Source organism: Pauljensenia sp. C0254C2, from assembly GCF_056583835.1.
In genome coordinates, this window is record NZ_JBWPJO010000011.1 from 37,915 (window position 1) to 63,035 (window position 25,121).

Annotated in this window: 18 protein-coding genes, 1 tRNA gene and 1 pseudogene; 8 read left to right on the plus strand and 12 right to left on the minus strand. The window is 59.4% G+C overall.

Annotated elements, in window-relative coordinates; all coding sequences use genetic code 11:
* Positions 1-137: 137 nt before the first annotated feature.
* A tRNA-Met gene (locus tag AC1DA5_RS08425) sits at positions 138-214 on the plus strand.
* A gap of 400 nt (positions 215-614) precedes the next feature.
* On the opposite strand, the gene AC1DA5_RS08430 is transcribed toward AC1DA5_RS08425, so the two are convergent.
* Both AC1DA5_RS08430 and AC1DA5_RS08435 read right to left on the minus strand, forming a co-directional pair.
* The gene (locus AC1DA5_RS08430; protein ID WP_480289876.1) at positions 615-995 is read right to left on the minus strand and encodes a YbjQ family protein; all 381 of its coding nucleotides are present in this window, start codon (positions 993-995) and stop codon (positions 615-617) included.
* 128 nt (positions 996-1,123) lie between these two features.
* On the minus strand, positions 1,124-1,720 hold the full coding sequence (locus tag AC1DA5_RS08435) for a mycothiol-dependent nitroreductase Rv2466c family protein (RefSeq protein WP_058236051.1): 597 nt from the start codon (positions 1,718-1,720) through the stop codon (positions 1,124-1,126).
* 793 nt (positions 1,721-2,513) lie between these two features.
* Here AC1DA5_RS08435 and AC1DA5_RS08440 point away from each other — a divergent pair.
* Positions 2,514-3,017, plus strand: a pseudogene (locus tag AC1DA5_RS08440) (alpha/beta hydrolase); the annotation flags it as partial.
* A gap of 298 nt (positions 3,018-3,315) precedes the next feature.
* Here the strand turns inward: AC1DA5_RS08440 and AC1DA5_RS08445 are convergent.
* Positions 3,316-4,374 carry a glycosyltransferase family protein gene (locus AC1DA5_RS08445; protein WP_480289878.1) on the minus strand — a complete coding sequence of 353 codons (1,059 nt, stop codon included), beginning with the start codon at positions 4,372-4,374 and terminating at the stop codon, positions 3,316-3,318.
* Positions 4,371-6,830 (minus strand): sodium-translocating pyrophosphatase, encoded by a 2,460-nt coding sequence (locus AC1DA5_RS08450; protein WP_371935760.1) that lies wholly within the window; start codon positions 6,828-6,830, stop codon positions 4,371-4,373. The genes AC1DA5_RS08445 and AC1DA5_RS08450 overlap by 4 nt, the downstream gene beginning before the upstream one ends.
* A gap of 371 nt (positions 6,831-7,201) precedes the next feature.
* Between AC1DA5_RS08450 and AC1DA5_RS08455 the strand changes: the two genes are divergently transcribed.
* Positions 7,202-8,512, plus strand: a complete 1,311-nt coding sequence (locus tag AC1DA5_RS08455) for a DNA recombination protein RmuC (RefSeq protein ID WP_480289880.1) — start codon at positions 7,202-7,204, stop codon at positions 8,510-8,512.
* Here the strand turns inward: AC1DA5_RS08455 and AC1DA5_RS08460 are convergent.
* From AC1DA5_RS08460 to AC1DA5_RS08480, 5 genes are all read right to left on the minus strand, one after another.
* A complete protein-coding gene (locus AC1DA5_RS08460; RefSeq protein ID WP_058236047.1) occupies positions 8,481-9,110 on the minus strand; it encodes a dihydrofolate reductase in 630 nt (209 codons plus the stop codon). The two genes, AC1DA5_RS08455 and AC1DA5_RS08460, sit on opposite strands and share 32 nt — an antisense overlap.
* Positions 9,107-9,940, minus strand: coding sequence for a thymidylate synthase (locus tag AC1DA5_RS08465; RefSeq protein WP_070725633.1), 834 nt, complete (start codon positions 9,938-9,940; stop codon positions 9,107-9,109). Before AC1DA5_RS08465 ends, AC1DA5_RS08460 begins: the two co-directional genes overlap by 4 nt.
* A gap of 36 nt (positions 9,941-9,976) precedes the next feature.
* Positions 9,977-10,744 carry a VPDSG-CTERM exosortase interaction domain protein gene (locus AC1DA5_RS08470; protein ID WP_082628448.1) on the minus strand — a complete coding sequence of 256 codons (768 nt, stop codon included), beginning with the start codon at positions 10,742-10,744 and terminating at the stop codon, positions 9,977-9,979.
* Positions 10,745-10,748: 4 nt separating this feature from the next.
* Positions 10,749-11,198 (minus strand): OsmC family protein, encoded by a 450-nt coding sequence (locus AC1DA5_RS08475; protein ID WP_058236045.1) that lies wholly within the window; start codon positions 11,196-11,198, stop codon positions 10,749-10,751.
* 168 nt (positions 11,199-11,366) lie between these two features.
* A complete protein-coding gene (locus AC1DA5_RS08480; protein ID WP_092648325.1) occupies positions 11,367-11,867 on the minus strand; it encodes a DUF2505 domain-containing protein in 501 nt (166 codons plus the stop codon).
* A 67-nt stretch (positions 11,868-11,934) separates the two neighbouring features.
* Between AC1DA5_RS08480 and AC1DA5_RS08485 the strand changes: the two genes are divergently transcribed.
* The gene (locus AC1DA5_RS08485) at positions 11,935-13,398 is read left to right on the plus strand and encodes a sensor histidine kinase (RefSeq protein ID WP_058236043.1); all 1,464 of its coding nucleotides are present in this window, start codon (positions 11,935-11,937) and stop codon (positions 13,396-13,398) included.
* Positions 13,399-13,511: 113 nt separating this feature from the next.
* On the opposite strand, the gene AC1DA5_RS08490 is transcribed toward AC1DA5_RS08485, so the two are convergent.
* Together AC1DA5_RS08490 and AC1DA5_RS08495 are read right to left on the minus strand one after the other, a co-directional pair.
* Positions 13,512-13,760 (minus strand): WhiB family transcriptional regulator, encoded by a 249-nt coding sequence (locus AC1DA5_RS08490; RefSeq protein WP_058236042.1) that lies wholly within the window; start codon positions 13,758-13,760, stop codon positions 13,512-13,514.
* 254 nt (positions 13,761-14,014) lie between these two features.
* Positions 14,015-17,647 carry an FtsK/SpoIIIE domain-containing protein gene (locus AC1DA5_RS08495; RefSeq protein WP_058236041.1) on the minus strand — a complete coding sequence of 1,211 codons (3,633 nt, stop codon included), beginning with the start codon at positions 17,645-17,647 and terminating at the stop codon, positions 14,015-14,017.
* 195 nt (positions 17,648-17,842) lie between these two features.
* On the opposite strand from AC1DA5_RS08495, the gene ligA reads away from it, so the two are divergent.
* Positions 17,843-20,440 carry an NAD-dependent DNA ligase LigA gene (gene ligA / locus AC1DA5_RS08500; RefSeq protein WP_070725625.1) on the plus strand — a complete coding sequence of 866 codons (2,598 nt, stop codon included), beginning with the start codon at positions 17,843-17,845 and terminating at the stop codon, positions 20,438-20,440.
* Here ligA and AC1DA5_RS08505 read toward each other — a convergent pair.
* Positions 20,363-21,631 carry a phospholipase D-like domain-containing protein gene (locus AC1DA5_RS08505; RefSeq protein ID WP_058236040.1) on the minus strand — a complete coding sequence of 423 codons (1,269 nt, stop codon included), beginning with the start codon at positions 21,629-21,631 and terminating at the stop codon, positions 20,363-20,365. The genes ligA and AC1DA5_RS08505 overlap by 78 nt on opposite strands.
* A 109-nt stretch (positions 21,632-21,740) precedes the next feature.
* Here AC1DA5_RS08505 and gatC point away from each other — a divergent pair, with 109 nt between their 5' ends.
* The 3 genes from gatC to gatB are packed head-to-tail and all read left to right on the plus strand — an operon-like array spanning position 21,741 to position 25,047.
* Positions 21,741-22,037 carry an Asp-tRNA(Asn)/Glu-tRNA(Gln) amidotransferase subunit GatC gene (gatC, locus tag AC1DA5_RS08510; RefSeq protein ID WP_058236039.1) on the plus strand — a complete coding sequence of 99 codons (297 nt, stop codon included), beginning with the start codon at positions 21,741-21,743 and terminating at the stop codon, positions 22,035-22,037.
* Entirely contained in the window at positions 22,037-23,545 is a 1,509-nt protein-coding gene (gene gatA / locus AC1DA5_RS08515; RefSeq protein ID WP_480289886.1) for an Asp-tRNA(Asn)/Glu-tRNA(Gln) amidotransferase subunit GatA, read from the plus strand. The genes gatC and gatA overlap by 1 nt, the downstream gene beginning before the upstream one ends.
* Complete coding sequence (gene gatB / locus AC1DA5_RS08520; protein ID WP_058236223.1) at positions 23,545-25,047, plus strand: Asp-tRNA(Asn)/Glu-tRNA(Gln) amidotransferase subunit GatB; 1,503 nt, start codon at positions 23,545-23,547, stop codon at positions 25,045-25,047. Before gatA ends, gatB begins: the two co-directional genes overlap by 1 nt.
* The last annotated feature ends 74 nt before the right edge of the window (positions 25,048-25,121 follow it).

Below are 25,121 nucleotides of genomic sequence, written 5' to 3' on the forward strand. Positions count from 1 at the left end.
CTTGTGCGCTGCCACAAGACTTCCTGGAAGGTGAGGCAGTTGACAGATGCGCAGTCCTGTCATGATGCATCTCACCGCTGCAGCTCTTGCCGGGCTGGAAGCGCCCTATTACAGTAGAAGACACAAGGAAATACAGACGCGGGGTGGAGCAGTTCGGTAGCTCGCCGGGCTCATAACCCGGAGGTCGGAGGTTCAAATCCTTCCCCCGCTACCAATCGAGACTCTTGATCAGCACGAGCGCTGATCAAGAGTTTTTCTTTCCCGTTTTCTTTGCCGTTTTTCTTTCCAACCATCGCCGTTTCCTTACCCGCCGCCGATGAGCGAAAGCGTCAACCTCGAACGAGAGCGTCAACCAGTCAAGGTAAGAGAGCCGTTGCGGGCTGTCTCACCATTCGAGAATCGCATGATAGCGCGGAAAAGTCGATGTCAGTTCCGCCGCAGTAGTGCGTCGATGGCGCTTCTACCTTGACCGGTTGACGATCGGAGGGGTCAATGACCTTGACCCGTTGACGATCTGGCAAAATCCAAGGCGTTTGCCTACCCTAGACGCACCTTGAAAGGCCGCGTTGGTGTTTGCGTGGGCAGTAGTCGATTCCGATCCAGCGGTAGGCGACTCACCGGCGGGCACCTTGGGTCTGATCCATGGACTGCAGTGTGGCACCGGCTTGGCCCTGAGGAATCGGTGAGACAACAACTGCCGTTCCATGCACGCAAACCTCCGTCATTTGCTCGGCAAGCTCGCCGGTGTCGAAGGGCATCGCGATGACCGCGTTGGCTCCTCTGCGGGCAGCCTGATCCACCATGCGTGACATCACCTGTTCGCGCGAGTCGATCATGATGCGGGTGTACTCCGGGATTTCGCCTCCGCCGATGGTGCGGAACGAAGCAGTAAAGGTCTGGCCTATACTCGCGGAGCGAACCGTCAGGCCCATCACTTCTCCCAGAACCGCATCGATTCGGTACCCGGGAATGTCATTTGTTGTTACAACAATCATATGAAATACAGTAAAACACTCCGGGCGATAACGGTATACCTCAGGGGGGGATTCCGCGGCCACTTCTCCTGACGGCTACCTCATCTGGCAGGGCGGCTGTTAGCGCACTGCGCTAGGTGAGAATCAGATCAGTCGAACTGCGGGCCGGTTGTGCGCGTGCGCTTCAACTCGAAGAATCCGGGCGTACGTGCCAGAGCAACGCAGCCGTCCCAAAGATCCAGTGCCGCCTGACCATGCGGAGCAGGAGAGATCACCGGCCCAAAGAACGCGACACCGTCAAACGCGATGATGGGAACGCCAACCTCGTCACCGACCAACTCCAACGCATGCGCTACAGAGGAACGCAGTGCCTCGTCCGATGACTCCACACCGTTGGTGATAGCCTCGGGAAATCCGGCTGCCTTCACCGCGTCGGCGATGACATCACTTCCCAACTTTTTTGACTGATTATGCAGGCGCGTACCTACCTCGGTGTAGAGGGAGGCTACAGCCTCACTGCCGTGAGTGTCCGCAACCTTCTGAAACAATAACGACAGGCCGCGCCCCTGCTCGACATGTGCACGATACTCCGCATCAATGTCCTTGCCTTCATTCAGAATCGCCAGAGAGAACGGGTGCCATGTCACTTCAAAATCGCGTGCGCGAGCCACTTCTTCGACCCAGCGAGACGTGATCCACGTCCACGGGCATGTTGCATCGAACCAAAAATCTACGTGAGTACTCATATGTCTATCGTGGCGTATAAACCACGATCGCGCATTGCATTCTTGAAGGAAGGCCCGCTCTTCGCGCTGATTTCGCGAGGCGAGTCGCGCTTTACGGCATTCTCACAGGTAAGTAGTGCACACTGAGCCTGTGAATCTCATGAGTGGTTGGGTCGTCCTATTTGCCGGAGTACTGGCGCTGTGCGCACTTATTGGCACGTCCACGCTTTTGCGCCCTGCCGGACATCTTTCGCCCAATCGCGAGGGAGCGCGCACGTCGTTCATACGTATCCTCAGACGCCAGGTGACAGCTTTTATCGCCCTGTGCATTACGACGAGTCTCATGTGCACCACATTCGCTTTGCTGGCCAACCGCACCATGTCATTCCTTCGTACTCCTTCTGAGGTTGTGGAATTGGTCAAGAATGCGCTCGGTGCAGGCGACACTCGCGTATCAGCGTTTGCGCCACCCAGACAAGGCGAACAGGACCAACACGTCGATCCACCGGAACTCGCCTACGACGCGCAGCTGCACGTATGGCGAGGAACGCTGAGCGGCGCGCAGTCCGGCTTGACGCGCGAAGTTGCCGTCTGGGCGCCACCCGGCTACGCTCCGGTCGGAGCGATACCTACTGCCTCCCAGAGTGACAGCGCCGACACGCCTATCCCGCTTTCGCGGGCCATCGTGCTTTATCACGGGTACGTGGGAACAGCGATTGGCACAGTTCAGTCACTCGAACTCACCGAACGCATAGCACCACTGGTCGAACGAGGCGAGATTCCTCCAACGCTGCTGATCTTCCCTGACCTGTCAATGGGCGGGGCAGAGCCGGACTGCGTTGACGTTGACGGGCACCCCAAAACTGAAACCTTCGTTGTTACTGATCTAGTCCCAGCGATCCGCGCAGCATTCCCAAGTATTCCGTATGATCCCGACCATTGGGCCGTAGGCGGATTTTCATCAGGCGCATACTGTGCGCCTGTTATACATGTGCGCCACCGTGACGTCTTTGGGACAGCTGTGGCGATGGGCGGGTACGATACTCCAGAATTAGGCGCTCTGAAAAATGCCGATCAGGCGACAAGGGACGCTTTCACCATTTCACACTTGCTCGCTCAGCCGCATGATGTGCCCCTCAGAGTCCTCGCGATGGGCGTATATGCGGACAGGGATGCCATGACTTTTGGCACTGCCTTGCAGAAACTGGCGCGCACACAACCTAACGATACCTTCGTATCGGTCATGAAGTCCGAGGGAGCCCACGGCTGGACAACATGGCGCGAGGATCTGCCCTCAGCGTTGAAATGGTGGAGCGGTAGGGAAGTGCAGTCGGACGCTCCGACAGCCCCGCCATGGTGGCAGATCACCCAAACTGTGCCGCTAATCGGGAGCTTTAGCGCGTGGGGGATTGCCATGGCGACATCCCTGATGCGTGTGCGGATGAGGATGCGTACCGGACGGGTGCGGCGCGCTGTGACGGACTTTTTCCTCGCGGCACTCACCTGCATACTCGGGGCGCTTGTTGCGCTCCTCTTGGTCAATAACTCCGAGGTTTTCTTCTACTCGTGGGATGATCTGTGGACGAATTTCCTCAACTTCCTGCACTAGCCTGTGATCAGCTGAACCACTCCTTGACCGCGGCGAGTATCTCACGGTCGAACGCGTCATCACTGTGACGGTCGTGGATCCACGACACGAAGCTGCCCGACACAAGCTCATCGAGCTGCGCACGACACCGATCAGTTTCCGTCAATGCCCAGCGCAGCAAGTTAGCGGCCGCATCCTCGTCGCCATCGGGATACATGAAGGGATACCCGTCCGGCAGCAAAGCCCTGGCCCACGGAAGATCCGGGAAAATTCCGATCGCTCCGGCACCCATCGCCTCCACATAGGACAGGCCGTAGGATTCCTCGCTGGCGGTCGCCACAAACGCCGTCGTGTGCGACAGCGCCTGCCAGTATGACGCGCGCGAGGCGGTCAGCGACCCCACCCAGATCCACGGCAGCTGTGAATACTCCATCGCCTTCTCAGAAACCAGGTGCGACTCGTGCAGTCGCATCTCCACACGCAGATCCGTGTCTTCCTGCACGGCGGACACAATATCCATGAACATGTCAGGGCGCTTGCGGTTGGCAAGGTAGATTGCCGGATACAACACCACGGGCGTGTCAGGTTCGTGACGCGGCTGCACATGCTCCAGGCGGAATCCCAGGTTCACCCACGACAACTCAGCCTTCTGAGCTAACGGTTGAACGGTCCACCGCTCCACGACTTCACGCACTTCAGCCGCTGTGCGTTCCGAGTTTGCGAACGTGGGGAACAGAGCGCACGACAACGCGAGGGCACACACCTGGACGTGCTGCTCAAGCGTGTTAACCGGGAACCACACGAAGTTCATGATCTTCGGAATATTGCCGCCCGAGGCATGGTAGACGGTGTTCCATGTGCCCAGTGAGTCCACCACATCCATATTGATGATGACCGTGTCATCGGGATTGATTGATTCGAGCGGCATCACGGTGAAACCCTTGCAGCGCCGTGCCACAGGGCCGATGATGCTGGAATCGGGGAAGATGCGCAGGATTCGCCTCACCAAAGTGGCACCGGCGTCATGACCGGTGACTCGGCCGCCCTCGTCAATGAGGGTCGCATCGCGTTTGATGGCAATTCTCATTGCTGTGCTCCAATCTGAGATGCAGGGGAATCAGCGGGGGAGTCCTCGCCGTCGGCCGGATCCTCCATCGGCGCCTGTATACGCATGTGGTAGAAGGAACGGTAGACGAAGAACGCGGACACCAGTGCGAAAATGACGGCCAGCGTGTAGACGAGGGCGCTCAATCCCTGTCCAGTCAGTGACACTGCCAGTTCCACTGCCAGCAGACCGAACAGCGTGGTGAACTTGATGATCGGATTCAGGGCAACGGAGGACGTGTCCTTGAACGGATCGCCGACCGTGTCACCCACGATCGTCGCGTCATGCAGAGCGGTTCCCTTGGCGTGCAGGTCAACCTCGACAATCTTCTTCGCGTTATCCCATGCACCACCCGCGTTCGCCATGTAAATAGCCTGGTACAGGCCGAAGATGGCGATCGAAATGAGGTAGCCGATGAAGAAGTACGGCTCAACGAATGCGAATGACAGAGTGGCGAAGAAAACCGCCAGGAAAATCGTCAACATGCCTTGTTGCGCGTACTGTGTGCAGATCTCCACTACGCGGGTCGAATCCTTTTCGGAGGCTCGTTCCGTGTCATCGTCCAGTTTGATGGACGTCTTAATGAACTCGACGGCACGGTAGGCGCCTGTGGTGACTGCCTGAATCGATGCGCCGGAGAACCAGAAGATCACCGCCCCACCCATAATCAGGCCCAGCAGGAACGGAGCGTGCAGGATCGACAGATAGTTCAGACCTTCTTCGAGGCGATTCGTCAAACCGATGATGATCGAGAAAATCATCGTCGTCGCACCTACAACAGCGGTGCCGATGAGGACCGGCTTCGCAGTGGCTTTGAAGGTGTTACCCGCACCATCGTTTTCTTCCAGCATGAGTTTGGCGTTATCCCACTGCGGGGCGAAACCGTCGGAGCGCTGAACTTCCTCGTCAATTCCGTCGATCGCTTCAATGCGGGAAAGCTCGTAGACGGATTGCGCGTTGTCGGTCACAGGGCCGTACGAGTCGACTGCGATCGTCACTGGCCCCATTCCCAGGAAACCGAACGCCACCAGGCCAAAGGCGAAGACAGCAGGTGCCAGCATGTAGTCGCCCAGTGTGACCTCGGAAATCAGGAACGCGCCACCCATCAGGCCAACAATTGTGATGCCCAGCCAGTAGGCAGAGAAGTTGCCGGCGACCACGCCTGACAGAATGTTCAGCGATGCTCCGCCCTGGCGTGAACTCTTCACCGTTTCACGCACGTGGCGCGACGTCGTGGAGGTAAAGACCTTCACCAGCTCGGGGATAAGTGCGCCAGCCAACGTGCCGCACGTGACGATCGTGGCCAGCTCGACCCACAGGGCGCCGCCTTGCGGTGCGAGGACCAGCCACGACATCAGGTACGTTGCAGCGATGCAGATAATCGAGGTGAACCACACCAGCGAGCTCAACGGGGCCTCAAAGTTCATTGTTGTGGCATCGCTGTATCGCGACGCCACGATGCGCGCGTTAATCGCGTAGGCCAGAGCCGAAGCCAGAATCATGGCGACACGCACGGAGAACACCCACACCAGCAGCGTTGCCTGAAGAACGGGGTCATTGACGGCCAGGATAATGAACGTCACCAGAGCCACGCCTGTCACACCGTAGGTTTCAAAACCATCAGCGGACGGTCCCACCGAGTCGCCTGCATTATCGCCCGTGCAGTCAGCGATAACACCGGGGTTGCGCGGGTCGTCCTCGTCAATTTTGAACACGATCTTCATCAGATCCGCGCCGATGTCGGCAATCTTTGTGAAGATGCCGCCGGCTATACGCAGGGCCGAGGCTCCCAGAGACTCACCGATGGCGAAGCCGATGAAACAGGCACCGGCAACGTCATTGGGCAGGAACAACAGGATGATCAGCATCATCAGCAATTCGAGGGAAATGAGGACCATTCCAATCGACATGCCGGACTTCATGGGGATTCTATGGATCGGCAGCGGCTTGCCCCGCAAGGAGGCGTAGGCGGTGCGCGCGTTGGCGAACGTGTTGACGCGGATACCGAACCACGCCACGGAGTAGGAGCCAGCCATTCCCAGAAGCGAAAATGCGACCACAATGAGCATCTTCCCCCACGGGAAGCCGACCAGAACCTTGTAGTAGATGACGATAACTGCGGTGATGAAGACCCACAGAATCAGCAGGAAACGTCCCTGTTTCTTCAGGTAGGCCTGGCATGTTGCGTAGATCAGCTCCGCGACCTCCAACATGGAGCCGTGTACCGGCATCTTCTTGAGCTGCATGTAGGTGGCGAGGCCGAATCCCAGTCCAAGCAGGCAGACGATCAGGCCGATAATCAGCAGAGTCTGTCCCGAAAATCCACCGATGACAGTGACTTGTGACAGGTCAGGGAGCACGAGGTTTGCTTCACCGCCGTGCACGTTTGATGACGGGTCTTCGGCGGCGGGGAGGGGTCTGGCGAATCCGCACAGCAGCAGTGCGAACGGCAATGCGCCCAGCGCACCCAGGAATGTACGGCGCGAGCGCGGCGGCGTGGGCGAGGTGGAGCGCACGGCGCTGTAACGCGAGCGAAGTGAAGTGAGGGGAGGCCATATGGGGGTATGAGTGATGCGTGTCATCGGTCCTCGATTTACAGGTAGAGCATCATTGCTGTACTTGTCACCCTAGACATTTGTTGCTCACCCCGTTCGCAAACAATGCGGCCAATGTCACACGATGATTGGAAGAATGTGAGCCAGGTCATTATGAGGGTTGCCTGCTGGGTCCTTGGTCCCATCGGAGTGCGGAGTGGCTGGTGAGAGACCTATGGGCTCCAGATGCACACGGTGGTTCGTACAGTGAAGCCATGAATATATGGATGGTTGTGGTACCCCTTCTCGCACTGGTGGTGGGCATCGTTTCAGGGTGGTTTGCCGGGGTCAACCTGGGGGCGGGGCGTGCGCTCGATTCGCTGCGTATGCGCGTATCGCAGGCTGAACATGAGCGTGATATGCGTGGTGAGCAGACACGAGCCGTTCATGACCAGCTTCGTCAGCGCCTGGAAGAGGCGCATGAACAGCTCGCCCACGAACGCGAACGATCCGAACGCATGCGCGTGGAATATGAAGACCGCCTGGCAGATCAGGCTCAACGCAGCCTGGGGCAGCAAAAAGAACGCGCACGGATTATGGAGGCGCTGGCACCTGTCAGCGACATGTTGACGAAAATGACGCATTCGATGTCGGCGATGGAACGATTCAGAGCTGAGGAGTACGGGGTTATCCGCGCGCAGCTTGAAGCATCGACCACGATCGGCGAGCAATTACGGGTGACCACCTCTCAGCTGCATGACGTCATGGGTTCGACGTCTGTGCGCGGCCAGTGGGGCGAGATCCAGTTGCGACGCCTCGTTGACATGTGTGGCCTGATGGAACACGTTGATTTCGACGAACAGGACACGCAGCGTTGTGAGCGAAACAGCGGAGAGGAATCGGGGCGTCAGCGGCCCGACATGGTGGTGCACTTGCCGCAAGGGCGCACATTGGTCATCGACTCCAAAGTGCCCTTCGACGCGTACATGAAGGCATGTGATATTCCCGACTCGGCAGGGGAGAGAGAAGCAGAACAGAAGAAGAAACTGCTTGCCCAGCATGTTCGAGCCGTGCGGTCCCACGTGGACACACTGTCGAAGAAAGAGTATTGGAAGAGGTACGAGCAGTCACCTGACCTGGTCATTGCCTTCATTCCCCTCGAATCCCTGCTGTCATCCGCGCTGCGCGAAGATCCGCAGCTGCTGGAATACGCCTTTTCGCGAGGTGTGGCTTTGGCGTCTCCCAGCGCGCTGTGGGCGTGCCTGAAAGCAGTGGCATATACGTGGCGCGAAGAATCAGCCGTTGCGCAGGTTCGTGAGTTCTACGCTCTGGCCAGCGAACTGTATTCGCGCTTGTGCACCCTCGCAGACCATGCTGAGCTTGTTCGAAAGACGATTGATGATCTGACTGAACGGTGGAACAGATTCGTCGGCTCGTTGGAAACGCGGGTGCTGGTCAGTGCCCGCAAAATGTCCCAATTGGATGAATCACATGTCATCGCGCACATCGAACCAGTAGAGAAGAAAGCGCGCAGCTTGCGGATCAGTGATCAGCTCAGCGGTGAGAAGGGCGAACAAATGTCGTGATTCTCCACCGAGCGTCACCCGACACGTCTCGCCACGACGAATCGGACCGATCAGGATCCACGTGCCAATGCTCGGGATCGACGTGCGGCGCGTACACCAGCGGCGTGTTCTGCCCGCTGAGCGGGCGTACATCCAGATCAAGGTCTGTTACGACCAGTTCATCCACCCGATCCATCGTCTGCTCGTAGATCTGGGCTCCGCCGGTAATCCACACCACGGGAGCTGGGTCCCTATCCATGTCGGGTGTCGTCGCAGTGCTGGCGGTGATGGCTGCTCGCTGGTCACGGTGATCCGCCAGGTGAGCGGTTGCGACCTCGAGCGCCTCATCCAGGTTGGCAACGACCAGTGCCCCGGGGGTCTCGTAGTCGCGCTGGCGCGTCATGACGATGTTGGTGCGTCCGGGCAATGGCTGACCGCCCAGAGCCTCGTAGGAAGAGCGCCCCATGATGATCGGGTAGCCCAGCGTCATCTGTTTGAAATGCGCAAAATCAGCCGGAACATGCCACAGCATCGATGTGCCAGTTCCCAAAATGCCGTTTCGATCCTGCGCCCAAATCGACGCCAGCGTGAAATTGGGGCGCGCCACAAGTGTGCTCATACGGCGACTGATGCCTTGATCGTCGGATGGTGCTGATAATTGTCGATGTGCACATCATCAAAGTCATACTCGAACAACGAGGGTGCCTGATCCAACGTGAGCGTCGGGAACGGATACGGATCCCGTGAGAGCTGCTCGGTGACCTGGTCGACGTGATTGTTGTAAATGTGGCAATCTCCACCCGTCCAGATGAAGTCGCCCACTTCAAGCCCAGCCTGCTGGGCAAACATATGTGTCAGCAGGGAATATGAGGCGATATTGAAGGGGACGCCCAGGAACAGATCCGCGCTGCGCTGATACAGCTGCAGGCTGAGACGCCCATCGGCCACGTAGAGCTGGAAAAGAGCGTGGCACGGTTCCAACGCCATATACTCCAGGTCGCCCACGTTCCACGCGGACACGATCATGCGTCGTGAGTCCGGATTTGTGCGCAAGGTGTCCATGACGTGCGAAATCTGGTCGAAGGTTCGGCCCCCCTCCGCATGCCACGAGCGCCACTGGACACCGTAAACAGGTCCCAAATCCCCCTGATCGTCGGCCCACTCGTTCCAGATGCGGATACCGTGATCCTGCAGCCACTTCACATTCGAATCGCCTCGCAGGAACCATAAGAGCTCACCCACAACCGACTTCATGTGGACGCGTTTCGTTGTAATCAGTGGGAACCCCTGAGACAGCGGATAGCGCAGCTGCGCGCCGAAAACGGAGCGGGTGCCTGTGCCGGTGCGGTCAGCCTTGGAAACGCCTTCGTTCATGACGCGCGTCAGCAAATCCTCGTACTGGCGATCCGCGCCCACAGGTGTCTCACGCCCTTCAGATGTCTGAGTCATCAATCGTCGCTCACTTCTTCATTTGGCTTGATCGTATTATTCCTCATCAGGTAGGACGATCGCCTCGTACAGTTCATCATCTGCGGCAGGATCCTCAACCGGCTGCACATCGATCACAACGTCTTCAACGTTTTCCGAAGGTGCGGGTCCCAGCGCTGTCTGCACGCCCTCAACGACAGACTTGGCCATCGAGCGGCCCAACTGCCAGCCCACAACAGCTCCCACACCGAAGGGCAGCAGGCGTCCCAGTGTTGTGGTTGCAGCTTTCGAAACTGCCTTCTTGCGCAGCCACTTGGACAACAGACGGTTGAACTGCTGGGCGGTGCCCGTGCGAATCGACAGGAACGAGTTGCGGAACCAGGCCAAAGTCTGGATCCCGACCTGCGCCGTAATCATTTCCGCACCTTCCCGCCCAGTCAAGGCGGCCAGAACCAGTGCCGTGCGCTTGGCGGGATCCCTCAGATCAATGCCATACAGGTGCGCCACAGTCATCGCGTAGTGAGCAGACTCTGACACGAAGGCGGCAAGCTGAGCGCCCGATGCTGCTGCAGAAACTGCGGTGCCGGCACCAGGGTAGGCCGCCGCCGCACCCACAGCACCTGACTCCATCCCGATGCGCCGCAGGTACGAGCGGGTGGCGAGCTGAACCAGCTCGTCAGGAGCAAGGTCAGGGAACTGTTCACGCAGCTTGCGCGCCGCCTTTAAACTGGTTGCGTGAGGAACGTTCAGCGCCTTCTGCCACACACTTTCCGGCAGAGACAGCGGCATGCGTGAGCGCTCAGAATCTGAAGAACGAGGTGACATATCGTTACATTTTCTCTGATGTGAAAGTTGCCGAATAGGTGGCCGACTGCTCAACCGTGTGGCCCACCGTACAGTTCTTGTGAATAGCGCGCGTGGCTCGTTCGATCAGGTCAGCGCGATCCTCATCGCTCAAGGCTGACAGGTCCTGCACCAATTCAACCTGGAACGATTCGTAGCGGTTCTCCTCTTTGTTGGAGACCGCGGAAACGCCGGTGAACTGCTGAAAGTCGTCACCAAGCACGGAGCTCAGACGCGAATCGGACGACATCGCATTGCATGCTGCCACGGCGATCTTCAAGAGCTCGCCAGGAGTGAACTCTCCCGGTCCATCTCCGATATTCACGGCCGCGTCGCGATGGTTGCGCGCAACGTATTGCCTTTTCCCGGTGCGCTCAATGAACAGTGACTCAGATGGGCCGCCCTCGGCAGCCGGTGCCGTCGTATGTGTATCCATAGCTATATTGTTTCACTCTTGTTCGAGGAGGACCGTCTTTCGCCCTCGTTCATTTCCAAGGGCGAACATGCAGAGGTGATTTCCCTTAGGTCCTGGCCGGACTGAGCCTTGCCGGATCAGGCAAGCGCGCCTCGTCGTCGCCCTTTATCGGTGAGGTCGTGCCGATTCCTAATGAGCCTGATCCTGGTTCCATTTCTCAGCCAGGCCGACCTCAGCCTCGAAGATCCGGGAGATCTGCTTCATTGCCATATTCTCGATCGTCTTACCCACCAGTGGAATCTTGACGGTAAATTCGCCGTCCATCTGGCGCACTGCTTGCGCGTCATTGCCGGAAAGTTTCGAGGTGAAGTGGCTGCTCGCGTTCACGCCTTCGACGGTCAGCATGGTCGATCCCACCCGTTCGCGACCGCTGATCGGCTCCCACTGCTCCTTCATAGTGATGGCGGGTGACTTCTTGAGGAACCGCTGCGCCGCCGGGGGAAGCTGATTGACGTCAAGTGTGCACGAGGCTTCAATAAGGAGGCCTCCATCGGCGGTGGAATGCACATTGGCCTGAGGGTCAGTCACTCCGGGCTGATCCAGACGCGCGTAAGTGAACGCGGGATCTGCATACATCGCGTTGACCTTGTCAAAACCCAGGGGGTAGGCGTAGGTTTCGTTAATTCGCATAGTTTCTCCGCTCCGGTTTGCGCGTTCGAGGCACCCATAATGGCCTCCATACCACTACAGTGGTGCCATGCGTTCCCTGATGCAACTCGCCGGACAGGCTTCCTCGCGTGTCCTCGCGGAGCAGGATCTTGACTGGCTCCACCTCTTGCTTGCAGATTGGCAGGTCCTGGCCGATTTGGCTGCTGCCGACCTTGTGCTGTGGCTTCCCACCGACGACGGGCGTTTCATTGCTGTTGCGCACTGCAGGCCATCGACCGCTACGACGGTGCACCTCGATGACATTATCGGCCTGTATCTACCGGCCGCGCGCGAAGCAAACCTGCGCCAGGCAATGGAGACCAACTCGATTGTGGAGCCGTCAGGGACGCGCTGGGCCGGCACCTACTCCATGACGGAGGTGTGCGTCCCGATCAGTCACGGAGGCTCAGTCATTGCGGTCGTGACGTGCGAATCGAACCTAGCCTCACCGCGCCCGACCGTCGGGATGGGCGCCTGGACGCAGAATGCCTCGCGAATCCTGCTGGAGATGTGTGCGCGCGGTGAGTATCCCTACACGTCTACACCAACAGTTCTTGCGCACGGCGTGCCACGCGTTATGGATGGCGTGATTCTCATTGATGGTGACGGCACGGTTCAGGAGCTGACTCCTAATGCGAGCTCATGCCTGAGGCGCCTGGGGATTCGACACTCGGTCATTGGGCGCGTGCTGGCCGAAGACATCACAGACGTCATATCCAATGACGCGCTTGTTGAGGAAACGCTGGCTGTCGTTGTGATGGGGCGGGCAGCGTGGCGCGTGGAGATCTCGGCGCACGCCTCGACAGTCAATATGCGCGCATTGCCTCTGACCAATGGGCGTCATCGTCTGGGGGCGGTCATCTTGACACGCGACGTGTCTGAGATGCGTCGGCGTGAAGAAGAGCTGATGACGAAAGATGCCACGATTCGGGAGATTCACCACCGCGTCAAGAACAATCTGCAAACCGTGTCGGCCCTGCTGCGACTGCAGGCCCGCCGCTCTGATTCGCAGGAAGTCAAGGATGCCCTCAAGGAGGCCGAACGCCGAGTGCAGTCCATCGCCACAGTTCACCAGGCGTTGTCGCACACGGTCGATGAGGAAGTTGATTTTGACGAGGTCGCCCGCTCCGTGTTGCGCCTGTCTGGCGCGGTTGCCTCAACGGACCATTCTGTTGAGGTTATTACGACGGGTAAATTTGGCGTGATCAGCGCGGATCAGGCTCAAGCCCTGGCCACAGTGCTCAACGAGCTTGTTGCCAATTCTGTCGAGCATGGTCTGGCAGGGCGAGACGGCGTGATACGCATCGATGCGCAGCGCGACCACGACAACGACAAACGTATGACGGTTCGCGTGATTGATAACGGCGTAGGATTTGAGCCAGGTACTCCACTCAGCGGCTTGGGCACGCAAATTGTGCGGCAAATGGTTCGAGGGGAACTGGGAGGCACGATCGAGTGGGAACCGGGAGAAGAATCGGGCACAGTTGTCACGCTGCGTCTACGCGTGGAGTGATACAGAGGTGTGCTCGGTGGAATGCGCGCTGTGAGGGCAGTGTTCGTGCACTGAATAAACGCGTAGCCGAGTTCGTGGTGAACCCGGCTACGCGTTGAAGTCAGTGAGGAGTTTCAGGAAGCGCGGCGTGCACGTGCGGCGCGGCGTTTCATTGAGCGGCGCTCTTCTTCGCTCAGACCGCCCCACACTCCGGAATCCTGGTTGTTGTCCATTGCCCACTGCAGACACACGGTCTCAACGGGGCAGTTATGGCATACAGCTTTGGCTTCCGCAGCTTGTGTCAGGGCTGGACCAGTATTGCCGATTGGGAAAAACAGCTCCGGGTCAACACTTAAGCAGGCTGCTTTACTCCGCCAGTCCATCTTCCCTCAAACTCCATTTCCGTTAACGTTTTGTTAAACAACTCGACGCTTAACGTATAACTTGTCGATAACTTGATCAATTGTCGACGAATCATCACCGAAGGGCAAGGGGAAAAAGGGCCCAACTCCCGTTTCACGCATGTGTCAATAGTCACGAGGATTTACGCGCGGCGGTGTGAGGGGACGAAAATGTGGAGAAGACCAGTGTGACGCGCGTGTCTCGAACGCCTGCGGATGACCGAAGCCGGTGTGCCTTAGGAATCGAAAGGTCTGGATCTTTCCTGAAGAAGGGCTGTGTTGAGACGGAAGCGCTCAACTCGTCCTGCATGCATAATGATCCCATTGTGAGCTCCCCACCGCTCCGCACGAACAGCGACAGGAACGCTGCGCGCGACCTGTGCCAATGCTCGAATCAAATCAGGTGACGGATCCAGCGCGATCACTGTGTCATGCGCGTGTGAGCGTAGTTGTGTCCACTGATGAGATCCAAGCAGCGTGATCTGGGCTGGATCAAAGCCTGGCCGACAATCGCGTGGGCCTGACACCATATGCCAGTGCGTCTCGAGAATGCGGCGCGCATCCTCCAGATCATCACCGATCAGCACGCACGACCCGTGCGGATAAGAGAGTGACTCAAGTGAGGCTCCTACCCAGCCCAGACATGGCGCAGCGGGCTCCCCGTTCCCTGCTGGAGCTGTCCTATCTGCTCGCTGCGCCTTGCCCTCCGCCTTATCTCCTTCTGTCAGCTCGGCCCCTTCTGTCGACAATGCTGTGTCAGGGCGAGTCCGCAGCATTGAAAGAGGGGCATTCAAAGACAGCACCGTCCACGGCTCCGCACTCTCAGTGACAGAGGCTGCATGTGTGTCGCGCTCGGCATTGGTGGGGATCGCGTGGGGGAGTGCACATAACACCCCTGTCAGGTCAACAGGTTCACCGATTCGTCCGTCGCATGAGGAGCGGATACGTGACGGAAGAGAGGCAAGAATGAAATGGCCATCGTGGCGAGTGAGCGGTGTGCGCACACCAAGTCCTGCGCGCAGCGCTTCATCTGACGAATGGGCTGCGACAAAACGGGTAGAAAAAGCTGAACTGCAGCTTCCCCCGGTGCCAAACTCACCCGGAGTTGCGGCAACGATGGTGATACCGCTGGCGCGAGCCTGCGACAAGCACTCACTCCACACAGTGTGTGCCGTGCCCGCTGACAGCACGCGGTCCAACGATCGCATCATGTCGGGAACATCGGTGACGATCAGGACGGATGGGCCGTGTGCCGCAATGCCGGTGAGCAGGTGCGTAACGGCGCCTGCATCATCGAGTGAGAGACGGGAAGCAAACAGCTGCGTGCTCATCGCGTGGCCGGCCAGCGATGTGCTGTCACACAGGTGGATTGGTATCCCGCGAGCTTGCCCGATCCTCACGCCCAGCGCCTGTGCACACTGCGCCAGATCAGCGCTGCGATAGTGAGGCCCTTCCAAGCGGATATGCCCATCCTCAAAGAGCACGTTGTAATGGCGTCCGATATCGATCCCATCAGCCACCCCAATCGCAATGCGCCGATCAGCCTCCCCGCTGCATCCACGTACTGCCACCTGGCTAAGGTAGGTGGCGTCAACCTCGTGCCATGAAAGGGGCGAGGGAAGCTCGGGCGCCCATAGAGGCGGGCAGTCATTTTCACGCCCCCACCTGTCGCGCACGCGCCGAACCACCCGCTCTATGTCACCACAGTACGCAAACTGTATGTGCGTCCCACCATTGATAAGCGCACGACCAGAGTGACGAGGAAGTGAAGCAGCTGCCGGGGTGCCGATCGCATCGAGCGAATCTGCCTCGGTGGCACAGCGCAATGCGATGCGAATGTCAATGTTGGAGCGCATGGCCGGCGTGATCGCCCCTGACGGGCGCTGGGTCGCAGCAATGAGATGCAATCCCAGGGAGCGTCCCTGGGCAGCCAGCCTGACCAGCGCATCCAAAGTGTCGGGATGCGAATCAGCGAGGACCCGGAACTCATCGATCGCGATAATGATGCGCGCGGGAGGTTCGGGCGCCGCGCCTCGGCAATGAGCCTCATGCCAGCGGCGAATGTCGGGAAAGCCGAGGCGCGCAAGGTCGCGTTCGCGTTCTCGCAGGAGCGATGACAGTCCTCGAATCGCCCGACTCGTGGCATCAGGCTCTAGGTCTGTCAGGACCTGGCGGGTGTGGGGCAATCGCGTCAATGGCGTGAATGTGGCTCCTCCCTTGTAGTCAATGAGGACGAGTTGCACCTGACGCGGGCTGAAGCGTTCACACATCTGCGCCAGCCACGTCGTCAGCGCTTCCGATTTTCCAGATCCCGTTGTGCCGGCAAGCAACGCGTGAGGACCGTCTGAGACAAGGTCAATGCTGACGAGTCGGTGTCCGTCGTGTCCGATGGGTACGCGCAGGCACTGAGAGTGCGATTCGTCCGGCTCCCACTGAGCAAGGTCCTCCCATGTTACCGAGTCCGGAACACTGTTGTGGGTGCCTTCATCAGCGGACTCGGTGCACGTATCCCACCATCGGTCAGTTACGAGGACGTGGTTCGGGCGAATGATGTGGTCACACCATTCGGGTAAATCTGCATATCCTGCTCCAACACCAATATGTACCACGCGCCGACCATCTCCAGCACGTCTCAGTTCGGATACGCCTCTATCTGCACATGCCACGCAGGCGGACCCGCGGACAATGTGAATGTCGATTGCGGGCGAACCGATGCGGCGCGCGTGACTATCTGGATTGATGATGCGGGCGCCGCCCAGTCGGGCAGCGATTTGAGCTGCCCACCAGTAGGCACCCGACACAGCGTGCTCCCCAATGAAACCGACGACACGCACCTGCGCTCGCTCTCCAGTTCGGCGCGAATGGCCCCGACGCATCGGCGCGCGTCGGGGCCCTGAAACGAGGAAGACAGGTGCAGGTGACGAGCCGTATATCTCGCTCAGATTCAGCTCCAGTGCAGGGGATTTTCCAGGCATGCCGGGCCACACAGGGAGTGCATCTGGCAACGTACGATCCCCGCTGCCGCTGTGTTTGTCTGGAGACGACAACGGCGCCGAAGATGAGTGCGAATCGCCGCGAGGCAGTGCGCTGAGCGCGACGGCGAGGGAGGCTGCGTCGTAGTGCCTCCAGAATCTCCGACTCCTGAGTAAGCGAAGCGCGAATATTCCTGCCACCAGCGCCACCGCCACACCCAATGCGCCGACCAGCCACCCACGCGCAGCACCTCCCCACATGGACAGGCGCCACACCATCATGGGGATGAACAGCATCATGGGGATGATGCCCCATCGCACGAACCGATTGCGAACGGGGTCAGGCTGTGGCCAGGAGGAGTTGAGAGGCCTGGCACGCACCTCGAATTCGTTTCCACCAGCGAAAATACGATGCCCCACTGATAGGGGCAGCGCACGTGTGCCGACTTGTCGAGAAAAGCGCCGCGGAAGCATGCCGACGAGGGGGAGGCGCCGCGCCACACGTGTTCCGTTGGTGGAGTCGCAATCGGTGATGGACAGTTGTGCGCGCTCGCGGCGCAGCCAGGGCCATCGGGGTACGTGATCTGATCGCACTCGTCGTGTAAGTGAGCGGGCCACGGCACCGTGTTCCTCAAGAAAAGCGTGCGTGCGGGACAAATGTTGCGAGGTCAGACCGTGCCCATCTGCTCTGCCAATCAGCGTACAGGCTTCGATCGGCACCACCAGTCCCACATCCGGACCACTCACGCACGCCAGATGAAAAGCTGTCTTTAACGGGTGAGCGGCAGCCGCAGTGTCGTCCTCTCCGGCCGGCGCTATTTCAGCGCGGGTGAATTTCGCCGCGCGTGCGGGTGCGTCCTCTCGTTCGCGAAGCATAGGAAGTGTCAACGTCGTCATGTCAACATGGTGATGTCCTCACCGCCGCGCCTCCACTCAGATGACCTGGACTGTGGACAGGCAGTAACACGCGTACGCCCTGTGGATAACAGTCGCCCTCCACAGCACCTACGTCGATTCGCGCAATTCGCGCCCAGACATCCACAGGTCGCCCTCGTCGACCAGCCGGAACGCGAACAGTGGAACAATAGTCGTATGGAAGATCAGCATGCCGCCACCGCGGGCACCCCCGCAGCTCAGCCGCCCAGCATCTCGCAGAGCTCCCAGTCCGATCAGAGCGTCCCACCGTCGGCACGCGAGCAGTGGGTCGACCTGGTTGAACGGATCGAGCAGGCACGCCACGACTACTACGACAAGGATGCGCCTCAACTGAGCGACGCGGACTACGACACCCTCTTCCGCCAGCTGGAGGACATAGAGCGCACCTACCCGCAGCTATCAGGACCTGACTCGCCTACGGCCACGGTCGGTGGCACACGCAGCGAAGCATTCGCGCCGGTCGAGCATGCAGAACCCATGATGTCGCTCGAGGACGTCTTCTCGCTGGACGAACTGCGCTCGTGGTGGCAGCGCACGATTGACGAGGTTGGCTCTGCGAGTACCGCGATGACGACGGAAGTTAAAATCGACGGCCTGGCAGTGTCGCTGCTGTATCGAAACGGGTTCCTCATCCAGGCGGCAACCAGGGGTGATGGGCGCGTGGGTGAAGATGTGACCGCGAATGTGCGCACTATTTCATCCATTCCGCATGTCCTGTCCGGCGGTCCGCACCCTGAAATGGTGGAAATTCGCGGCGAGATCTACATGCCGTTGGAAGACTTTGCGCAGATTAACGAGCAGCGCGCTCGCGCGCACAACGAGTACGCGGAAAAACTTGAGCAGTATCGTGCTGGAGAACTGAGTCGTCAGCCCCACAAGCCTCCGGCACCTTTTGCCAACCCACGCAACGCTGCAGCCGGATCACTACGGCAAAAAGATCCGGCGATCACTGCGCAGCGCTCGCTCGCTCTGTTGGCGCACGGCATTGGCGCTATCGAGGCTGGTGAGTCTTTCACCGCCCCTACACACCTGTTCGGCTGGTACGAGCTGTTCCAACAGTGGGGAATCCCGGTGTCGCCTCACACGCGGCTGGTGCATTCCTATGACGAGATTGCTCAACGCATTGACGAGCTGGGTGATCAGCGTGCCGGACTGGATCATGAGATCGACGGCGTCGTGATCAAAGTTGACGATCAGGGGCTTCAGCGTCAGATGGGGGCCACCTCGCGCGTGCCGCGATGGGCAATTGCCTACAAGTTCCCACCTCAGGAAGTCACGACGCGCCTGCTCGACATCCACGTCCAGGTTGGACGCACGGGTCGCGTCACGCCCTACGCGGTGATGGATAAGGTGTTCGTGTCCGGCTCGCATGTGCAGAGAGCGACACTGCACAACGCGGGCGAGGTGGCGCGCAAGGGAGTGTTGATCGGTGACCTGGTGATTGTGCGCAAAGCGGGAGATGTCATCCCTGAAATTGTTGGACCGGTGGTGGACGAACGGGATGGAACTGAGCGGGAATTCGTCATGCCGACCGAGTGCCCGTCGTGCGGCAGTACGCTCAGGGCCGAGTCTGAAGGCGATGCGGACCTGCGCTGTCTGAATCGCGCGCTGTGCCCGGCGCAGCTGACTGAACGCATTGAACATATTGCGTCACGGTCCGCATTGGACATCGAGCATCTGGGGGCTGAGGCCGCCCTCGCGCTGACGCAGCCTGAGAACCATCGTGACGAGGTCGCGGCGGCGCTGATTGCGGGGCATCGAGTCGTGCTCGAAGACGGCACGCACATTGTGCTCACCGACGTTGACCACTTAAGTCACGGTGAGCAGATGGAAGCGGCAAATGCGATGCTGCCATCCGCTCAGGACCCGGTTGTCACCTCTGAAAGCGAAATCTTTACGCTCACCGCCGATGATGTGAAAGATGTGATGATCTGGCGCCAGGTACCTTCCAGCGAGGACTGGGCGTACGTCCACTTCTTCTGGACACAGCCGTGGGTCACCAGGACGCGGTCAGAAAACAAGGTGAAGATCAAGTTCCGCGAACCGGCTGAGTCTCGCCCTCGTGACACGCTGACGCAGATGCTCGAACTCATGGACAGGCAGGCACGCACTCAGCCACTGTGGCGCGTGCTGGTTGCACTGTCGATTCGCCACGTCGGCCCCACGGTCGCCAGGAAACTGACAGCGGCAATGCCCTCGATGGAGGCGATTTCCTCGGCCAGTGAAGAACAACTCAGCGCAATCGACGGGGTAGGCCCGATCATTGCGCGCGCGATTGGTGACTGGTTCGCACAGCCTGACAATCAGGAGATTGTGCGCCGGTGGGCAGCCTCAGGGGTGCGCATGCACGACAGTGACGAGGGTGGATCCGCATCCACTCACGCAGCCACGCTGGAAGGACTGACGATCGTCGTCTCCGGATCGGTGGAAGGGTACACGCGTGACAGCGCGAAGGAAGCCATCACGGATCGGGGCGGGCAGGCAACCAGCTCGGTCAGCAAGAAAACGTCACTGGTTGTGGCAGGCCCTGGGGCCGGGTCAAAAGTGGCGAAAGCCGAAGAACTCGGCGTCCCGATTCTTGACCAGTCCCGCTTCGACGAACTGCTGGCACGCGGTATGAGTGTCCTCGAAGAAACTGACGCGCAGGCTGACGAGGCACACGCTGCTTCAGTCGACTCAGACGACCCACTCGAAGGGGTGGAGGAGCCGCTCAATGATGCGGGTGGGCAGGCCTCGTCTCTCCCACTCTTCTAGCGTCAGCTGCCTGGACGTCGTGAGGTCTTTGGCGAAGATCTCTTCCATGCGCTCTGCCAAAGCGGTGGAACGGAACTGCAGATTGACTTCAAAATTGCCCTGCATCGACAGGCGATCGATGTTGGCAGTACCAATCGTTGACCAGTGCGAATCAATCGTCATGGTCTTGGAGTGGATCATGGCGTGCTGATACAGCCAGATTTCAATACCGTTGCGCAGCAGCTCTCCGTAGTAGGGGCGCGCAACCCAGTCCGCCATGATGTGGTTGGAATATTCAGGGATCAGCACCTTCACGCGCACGCCTCGCTGCGCAGCCGCAACCAGGTTGTGCAAAATTTCCTTATCGGGAATGAAGTAAGCAGTGGTGATCAGGATCTGGTCACGCGCGCGGTCAATGGCATCCAGGTACAGGCCCCGCACGGGGAACAGTAATCGTGAGGGCAGATTGAATTCGGCACTGATGGGTGGGAACCAGTCCTTAACCCCGCCGTCAGGTAGAGCCGGCTGCCACGGCCGCTTGAAATGATTCCAGAATTCAGCGAACCCGTCCGCCAACTCCATCACCGCCGGACCGGTGATACGGACGTGAGTATCTCGCCATTCGATGCCGAAACGCTCACCAATGTTGTAACCACCAACGAAGCCGTACTTCCCGTCGGTGACGAGAATCTTGCGGTGATCACGCCCTGTCTTGCGCAAATTAAGCGTGAACAGGCCCGAACGAATCTCAGGGATACGCCGGTGGAACAGGTTCGGGTGCCTGGGGAAAATCTTGAACAGTGGATTCTGATTCAGCACTCCGAAACCGTCGTAAACGATGTAGACCTGAACGCCTCGATCAGCAGCGGCATAGAGTGCATCCTTGAAGGCGCGTCCAATCTCGTCGGCCGCCCAGATGTAGGTCTCAAAGCAAATCGACTCACGAGCCTCGTTGATCGCGTCCAGCATGTCGGTATAAAGCGACTCGCCCTCGGTGTAGGTTCGCACAACGTTCGAATCGATTTGGACATCGCTGGGGGGCAAAGTGGGGAAGCCGTGACGGCCACCGGGAATACGTGCGATTCGGACTCGGTCAACGGCATGAACCGTGACGACGGCAGCAGCTTGCGCAACGAGCAGCCCGATACCGACACCTTTGAGAATCTTCCACCCCGTCTGGTGGTTTAAACGCCACTTCCGTGCAACTGCCATGCCGTTAGCCTAATTCCTTCCCGACAATTTGAGAACTTATACATGTCAGACACGTGCCTTCGGGCCCGCTGGGTCGAATATCTGCTTCGTGCCACATAGAATTGGCACCATGTCACGCATCAGTACTGAAGAAGTCGCCCGCGTCGCCGGGCTGGCCAGGATTGCGCTGACGCAAGAAGAAATCGAGCGCTTCGCCGGTGAACTTGACGTCATCGCTACATCCGTTGCACAAGTGTCCGAAGTTGCCACCCCTGACGTTCCCGCAACGTCGCACCCCATTCCGTTGGCGAATGTGTGGCGCGAAGACGAAGTCGGCCCCACCCTCGACCGTGATGAGGTTCTGGCGCAGGCACCGGCTCAGGACCGCGGAATGTTCCTCGTCCCGCAGATTCTCGAGGAGGACTGATGAACGACCTGCTCAAGAAATCCGCACTCGAACTCGCCGACATGCTCGAGGCAGGTCAGATCACATCCGTTGAACTGACGACAGCATGCCTGGACCGGATCGACGCTCTGAATGAACACGTCAACGCCTTCCTGCATATTGACCGCGAAGGTGCCCTCGAAACAGCTCGTCGCGTTGACGAGCGCCGCGCAGCGGGGGAGAAGCTCCATCGCCTTGCAGGCGTCCCCATCGCAGTGAAAGACAACATGGTCGTACGTGGCATGCCCACCACCTGTGCCTCCAGGATCCTCGAGGGATGGCTGCCACCGTACGACGCAACTGTCGTCGAAAAGATTCACGAGGCCGGCCTGCCGATCATCGGCAAGACCAACATGGACGAATTTGCCATGGGATCCTCAACTGAGCACTCCGCATATGGCGCAACAGGAAACCCGTGGGATCTTGGCCGTATCCCCGGCGGATCCGGCGGCGGGTCAGCTGCCGCTGTCTCAGCGTTCATGGTGCCGCTCGCCCTCGGCTCCGATACTGGCGGGTCGATCCGTCAGCCAGGTGCAGTGACGGGAACTGTGGGGGCAAAGCCCACCTACGGTGCGGTTTCACGTTACGGTCTGGTTGCGATGGCCTCGTCGCTCGATCAGATCGGGCCTGTCACCCGCACAGTTGCGGACGCTGCCGCCTTGCAGGAACTCATCGGTGGTCACGACCCACACGATTCCACATCCTTGACTGACCCGGTGCCGCCCCTTGCTGACAGTGTGCGCGCCGTGGCAGACCGGGGCAGCATTGCCGGACTGAAGATCGGCGTCGTGACGGAACTGTCCGGCGAGGGGTATGAACCCGCAGTGCTCGACGCGTTCAACGCCAGTGTGGAGGCTCTCAAGAACGCAGGCGCTGAAGTCATCGAAGTGTCCTGCCCGAGCTTTGCATACGCGCTCGCGGCCTACTACCTGATCATGCCGGCCGAGGCATCCTCGAACCTGGCACGTTTTGACGGCATGCGCTACGGCATCCGTGTTGAACCCGCCGAAGGTAATGTCACAGCCGAACGCGTCATGGCTGCTACCCGTGAGGCTGGTTTCGGTGATGAGGTCAAACGCCGCATCATTCTGGGCACTCACGTCCTGTCGGCCGGTTACTACGACGCGTATTACGGATCCGCGCAGAAAGTCCGCACCCTCGTGCAGCGCGATTTTGTGCGCGTCTTCGAACAGGTCGACGTCCTCGTCTCGCCGACCGCACCGACCGTCGCCTTCGAGATGGGTGGAAAGATCAACGACCCGATGGCGATGTACCTCAACGACATTGCCACCATTCCGGCCAACCTTGCAGGCGTCCCCGCAATGACGATTCCGAATGCCGTGACCGAACAGAATCTGCCCGTCGGATTCCAGGTGATTGCACCGGCACGTCATGATCAGAAGATGTACGAGGTGGCAGCGCTTGTTGAACTGCTCAGCGATGATGTTGCGGGCAGATGCCCGGCTGCCGACTGGAAGGTGAGCGAATGATGGAAGACCTCATGGATTATGAAGACGCGGTCAAACAGTTCGACCCTGTCCTCGGTATCGAAGTTCACGTCGAGCTGGGCACGAAGACCAAGATGTTTGACGCTGCGCCCAACGCGTTCGGTGGCGACCCGAACACCTTTGTTACGCCAGTGTCCCTCGGATTGCCAGGTTCCTTGCCGGTCGTCAACCACAAGGCTGTTGAATACGCCATCAAGATTGGCCTGGCACTGAACTGTGAAATCGCGGAGTACTGCCGTTTTGCGCGAAAGAACTACTTCTACCCGGATCTGACGAAGGCATTCCAGACTTCGCAGTACGATGAGCCGATCGCGCACGACGGTTATGTCGACGTCGAACTCGAAGACGGCGAAATGTTCCGCGTCACCATCGAACGTGCTCACATGGAAGAAGACGCTGGCAAGAACACCCACGTCGGCGGCGCGGACGGCCGTATCCACGGTGCCGACCACTCGCTGGTGGACTACAACCGCGCCGGCGTGCCCTTGGTTGAGATCGTCACGCGTCCAATCGAAGGCGCCGGCGAACGCGCTCCGGAGGTTGCCGCAGCATACGTGCGCTCACTGCGTGACATTTTCCGCACGCTGGAAGTCTCGGAAGCTCGAATGGAACGCGGAAACGTGCGCGCCGACATTAACGTGTCGCTGCGTCCCAGCCCCGATGCGCCGCTCGGCACGCGCTCAGAGACGAAGAACGTGAACTCTTTCCGCGGTATCGAGCGCGCTGTCCGATTCGAAATTCAGCGCCACGCTGCGATCCTGTCGGCGGGGGGCACAGTCATCCAGGAAACGCGCCACTTCCACGAGGAGGACGGGTCGACCTCGTCAGGCCGCGAGAAGTCTGATGCGGAAGACTACCGCTACTTCCCTGAACCAGACCTGGTTCCGCTTGCTCCGTCGCGCGAATGGGTCGAGCAGTTGCGCGCCGAGCTGCCTGAATTGCCGGTAGCGAAGCGTCGGCGCCTGCGCACCGAGTGGTCTTATTCGGATAAGGAAATGCGCGACGTCGTCAATGCCGGAGCGCTTGAGCTGATCGAAAGCACTGTTGAGGCCGGTGCCTCACCTGCCGCTGCACGCAAGTGGTGGATGGGTGAGCTGGCACGCACGGCGAAGCAAAATGAGGTTGCGTTGGAGGATCTGACGGTCGCACCCGAGCAGATTGCGCAGCTTCAGAAGCTCGTTGACGATGGACGCCTGACCGATAAGCTTGCCCGCCAGGTCCTCGAAGGTGTCCTGGCCGGCGAGGGCGATCCCGAGCAGGTCGTGCAGGCGCGTGGCCTTGAGGTGGTCAGTGACGAGGGCGCACTGACGTCTGCCGTTCAAGAAGCACTTGACGCCAATCCCGACGTCGTTGAGAAGATCAAGGGTGGCAAAGTGAAGGCCGCTGGCGCCCTGGTCGGAGCAGTGATGAAGGCGACTCGAGGCCAAGCCGACGCTGCGCGCGTGCGTGAACTCATCATGGAAATGGTGGGTGTCGAGGAGTAAAACCCGACCGATTTCAGCCCCTGGAGTGGGAATGTGAGGTGGCGGCGGAGCTGGCAGGCTCTGCCGCCACCTTC

Excerpts from the sequence above, each read along its gene's own strand:
- AC1DA5_RS08430 (WP_480289876.1), bottom strand. The coding sequence starts at position 995 with ATGATTGTTGTAACAACAAATGACATTCCCGGGTACCGAATCGATGCG.
- AC1DA5_RS08435 (WP_058236051.1), bottom strand. The coding sequence starts at position 1,720 with ATGAGTACTCACGTAGATTTTTGGTTCGATGCAACATGCCCGTGGACG.
- AC1DA5_RS08445 (WP_480289878.1), bottom strand. The coding sequence starts at position 4,374 with ATGAGAATTGCCATCAAACGCGATGCGACCCTCATTGACGAGGGCGGC.
- AC1DA5_RS08455 (WP_480289880.1), top strand. The coding sequence starts at position 7,202 with ATGAATATATGGATGGTTGTGGTACCCCTTCTCGCACTGGTGGTGGGC.
- AC1DA5_RS08460 (WP_058236047.1), bottom strand. The coding sequence starts at position 9,110 with ATGAGCACACTTGTGGCGCGCCCCAATTTCACGCTGGCGTCGATTTGG.
- AC1DA5_RS08465 (WP_070725633.1), bottom strand. The coding sequence starts at position 9,940 with ATGACTCAGACATCTGAAGGGCGTGAGACACCTGTGGGCGCGGATCGC.
- AC1DA5_RS08470 (WP_082628448.1), bottom strand. The coding sequence starts at position 10,744 with ATGTCACCTCGTTCTTCAGATTCTGAGCGCTCACGCATGCCGCTGTCT.
- AC1DA5_RS08475 (WP_058236045.1), bottom strand. The coding sequence starts at position 11,198 with ATGGATACACATACGACGGCACCGGCTGCCGAGGGCGGCCCATCTGAG.
- AC1DA5_RS08480 (WP_092648325.1), bottom strand. The coding sequence starts at position 11,867 with ATGCGAATTAACGAAACCTACGCCTACCCCCTGGGTTTTGACAAGGTC.
- AC1DA5_RS08485 (WP_058236043.1), top strand. The coding sequence starts at position 11,935 with ATGCGTTCCCTGATGCAACTCGCCGGACAGGCTTCCTCGCGTGTCCTC.
- AC1DA5_RS08490 (WP_058236042.1), bottom strand. The coding sequence starts at position 13,760 with ATGGACTGGCGGAGTAAAGCAGCCTGCTTAAGTGTTGACCCGGAGCTG.
- AC1DA5_RS08495 (WP_058236041.1), bottom strand. The coding sequence starts at position 17,647 with ATGACGACGTTGACACTTCCTATGCTTCGCGAACGAGAGGACGCACCC.
- ligA (WP_070725625.1), top strand. The coding sequence starts at position 17,843 with ATGGAAGATCAGCATGCCGCCACCGCGGGCACCCCCGCAGCTCAGCCG.
- AC1DA5_RS08505 (WP_058236040.1), bottom strand. The coding sequence starts at position 21,631 with ATGGCAGTTGCACGGAAGTGGCGTTTAAACCACCAGACGGGGTGGAAG.
- gatC (WP_058236039.1), top strand. The coding sequence starts at position 21,741 with ATGTCACGCATCAGTACTGAAGAAGTCGCCCGCGTCGCCGGGCTGGCC.
- gatA (WP_480289886.1), top strand. The coding sequence starts at position 22,037 with ATGAACGACCTGCTCAAGAAATCCGCACTCGAACTCGCCGACATGCTC.
- gatB (WP_058236223.1), top strand. The coding sequence starts at position 23,545 with ATGGAAGACCTCATGGATTATGAAGACGCGGTCAAACAGTTCGACCCT.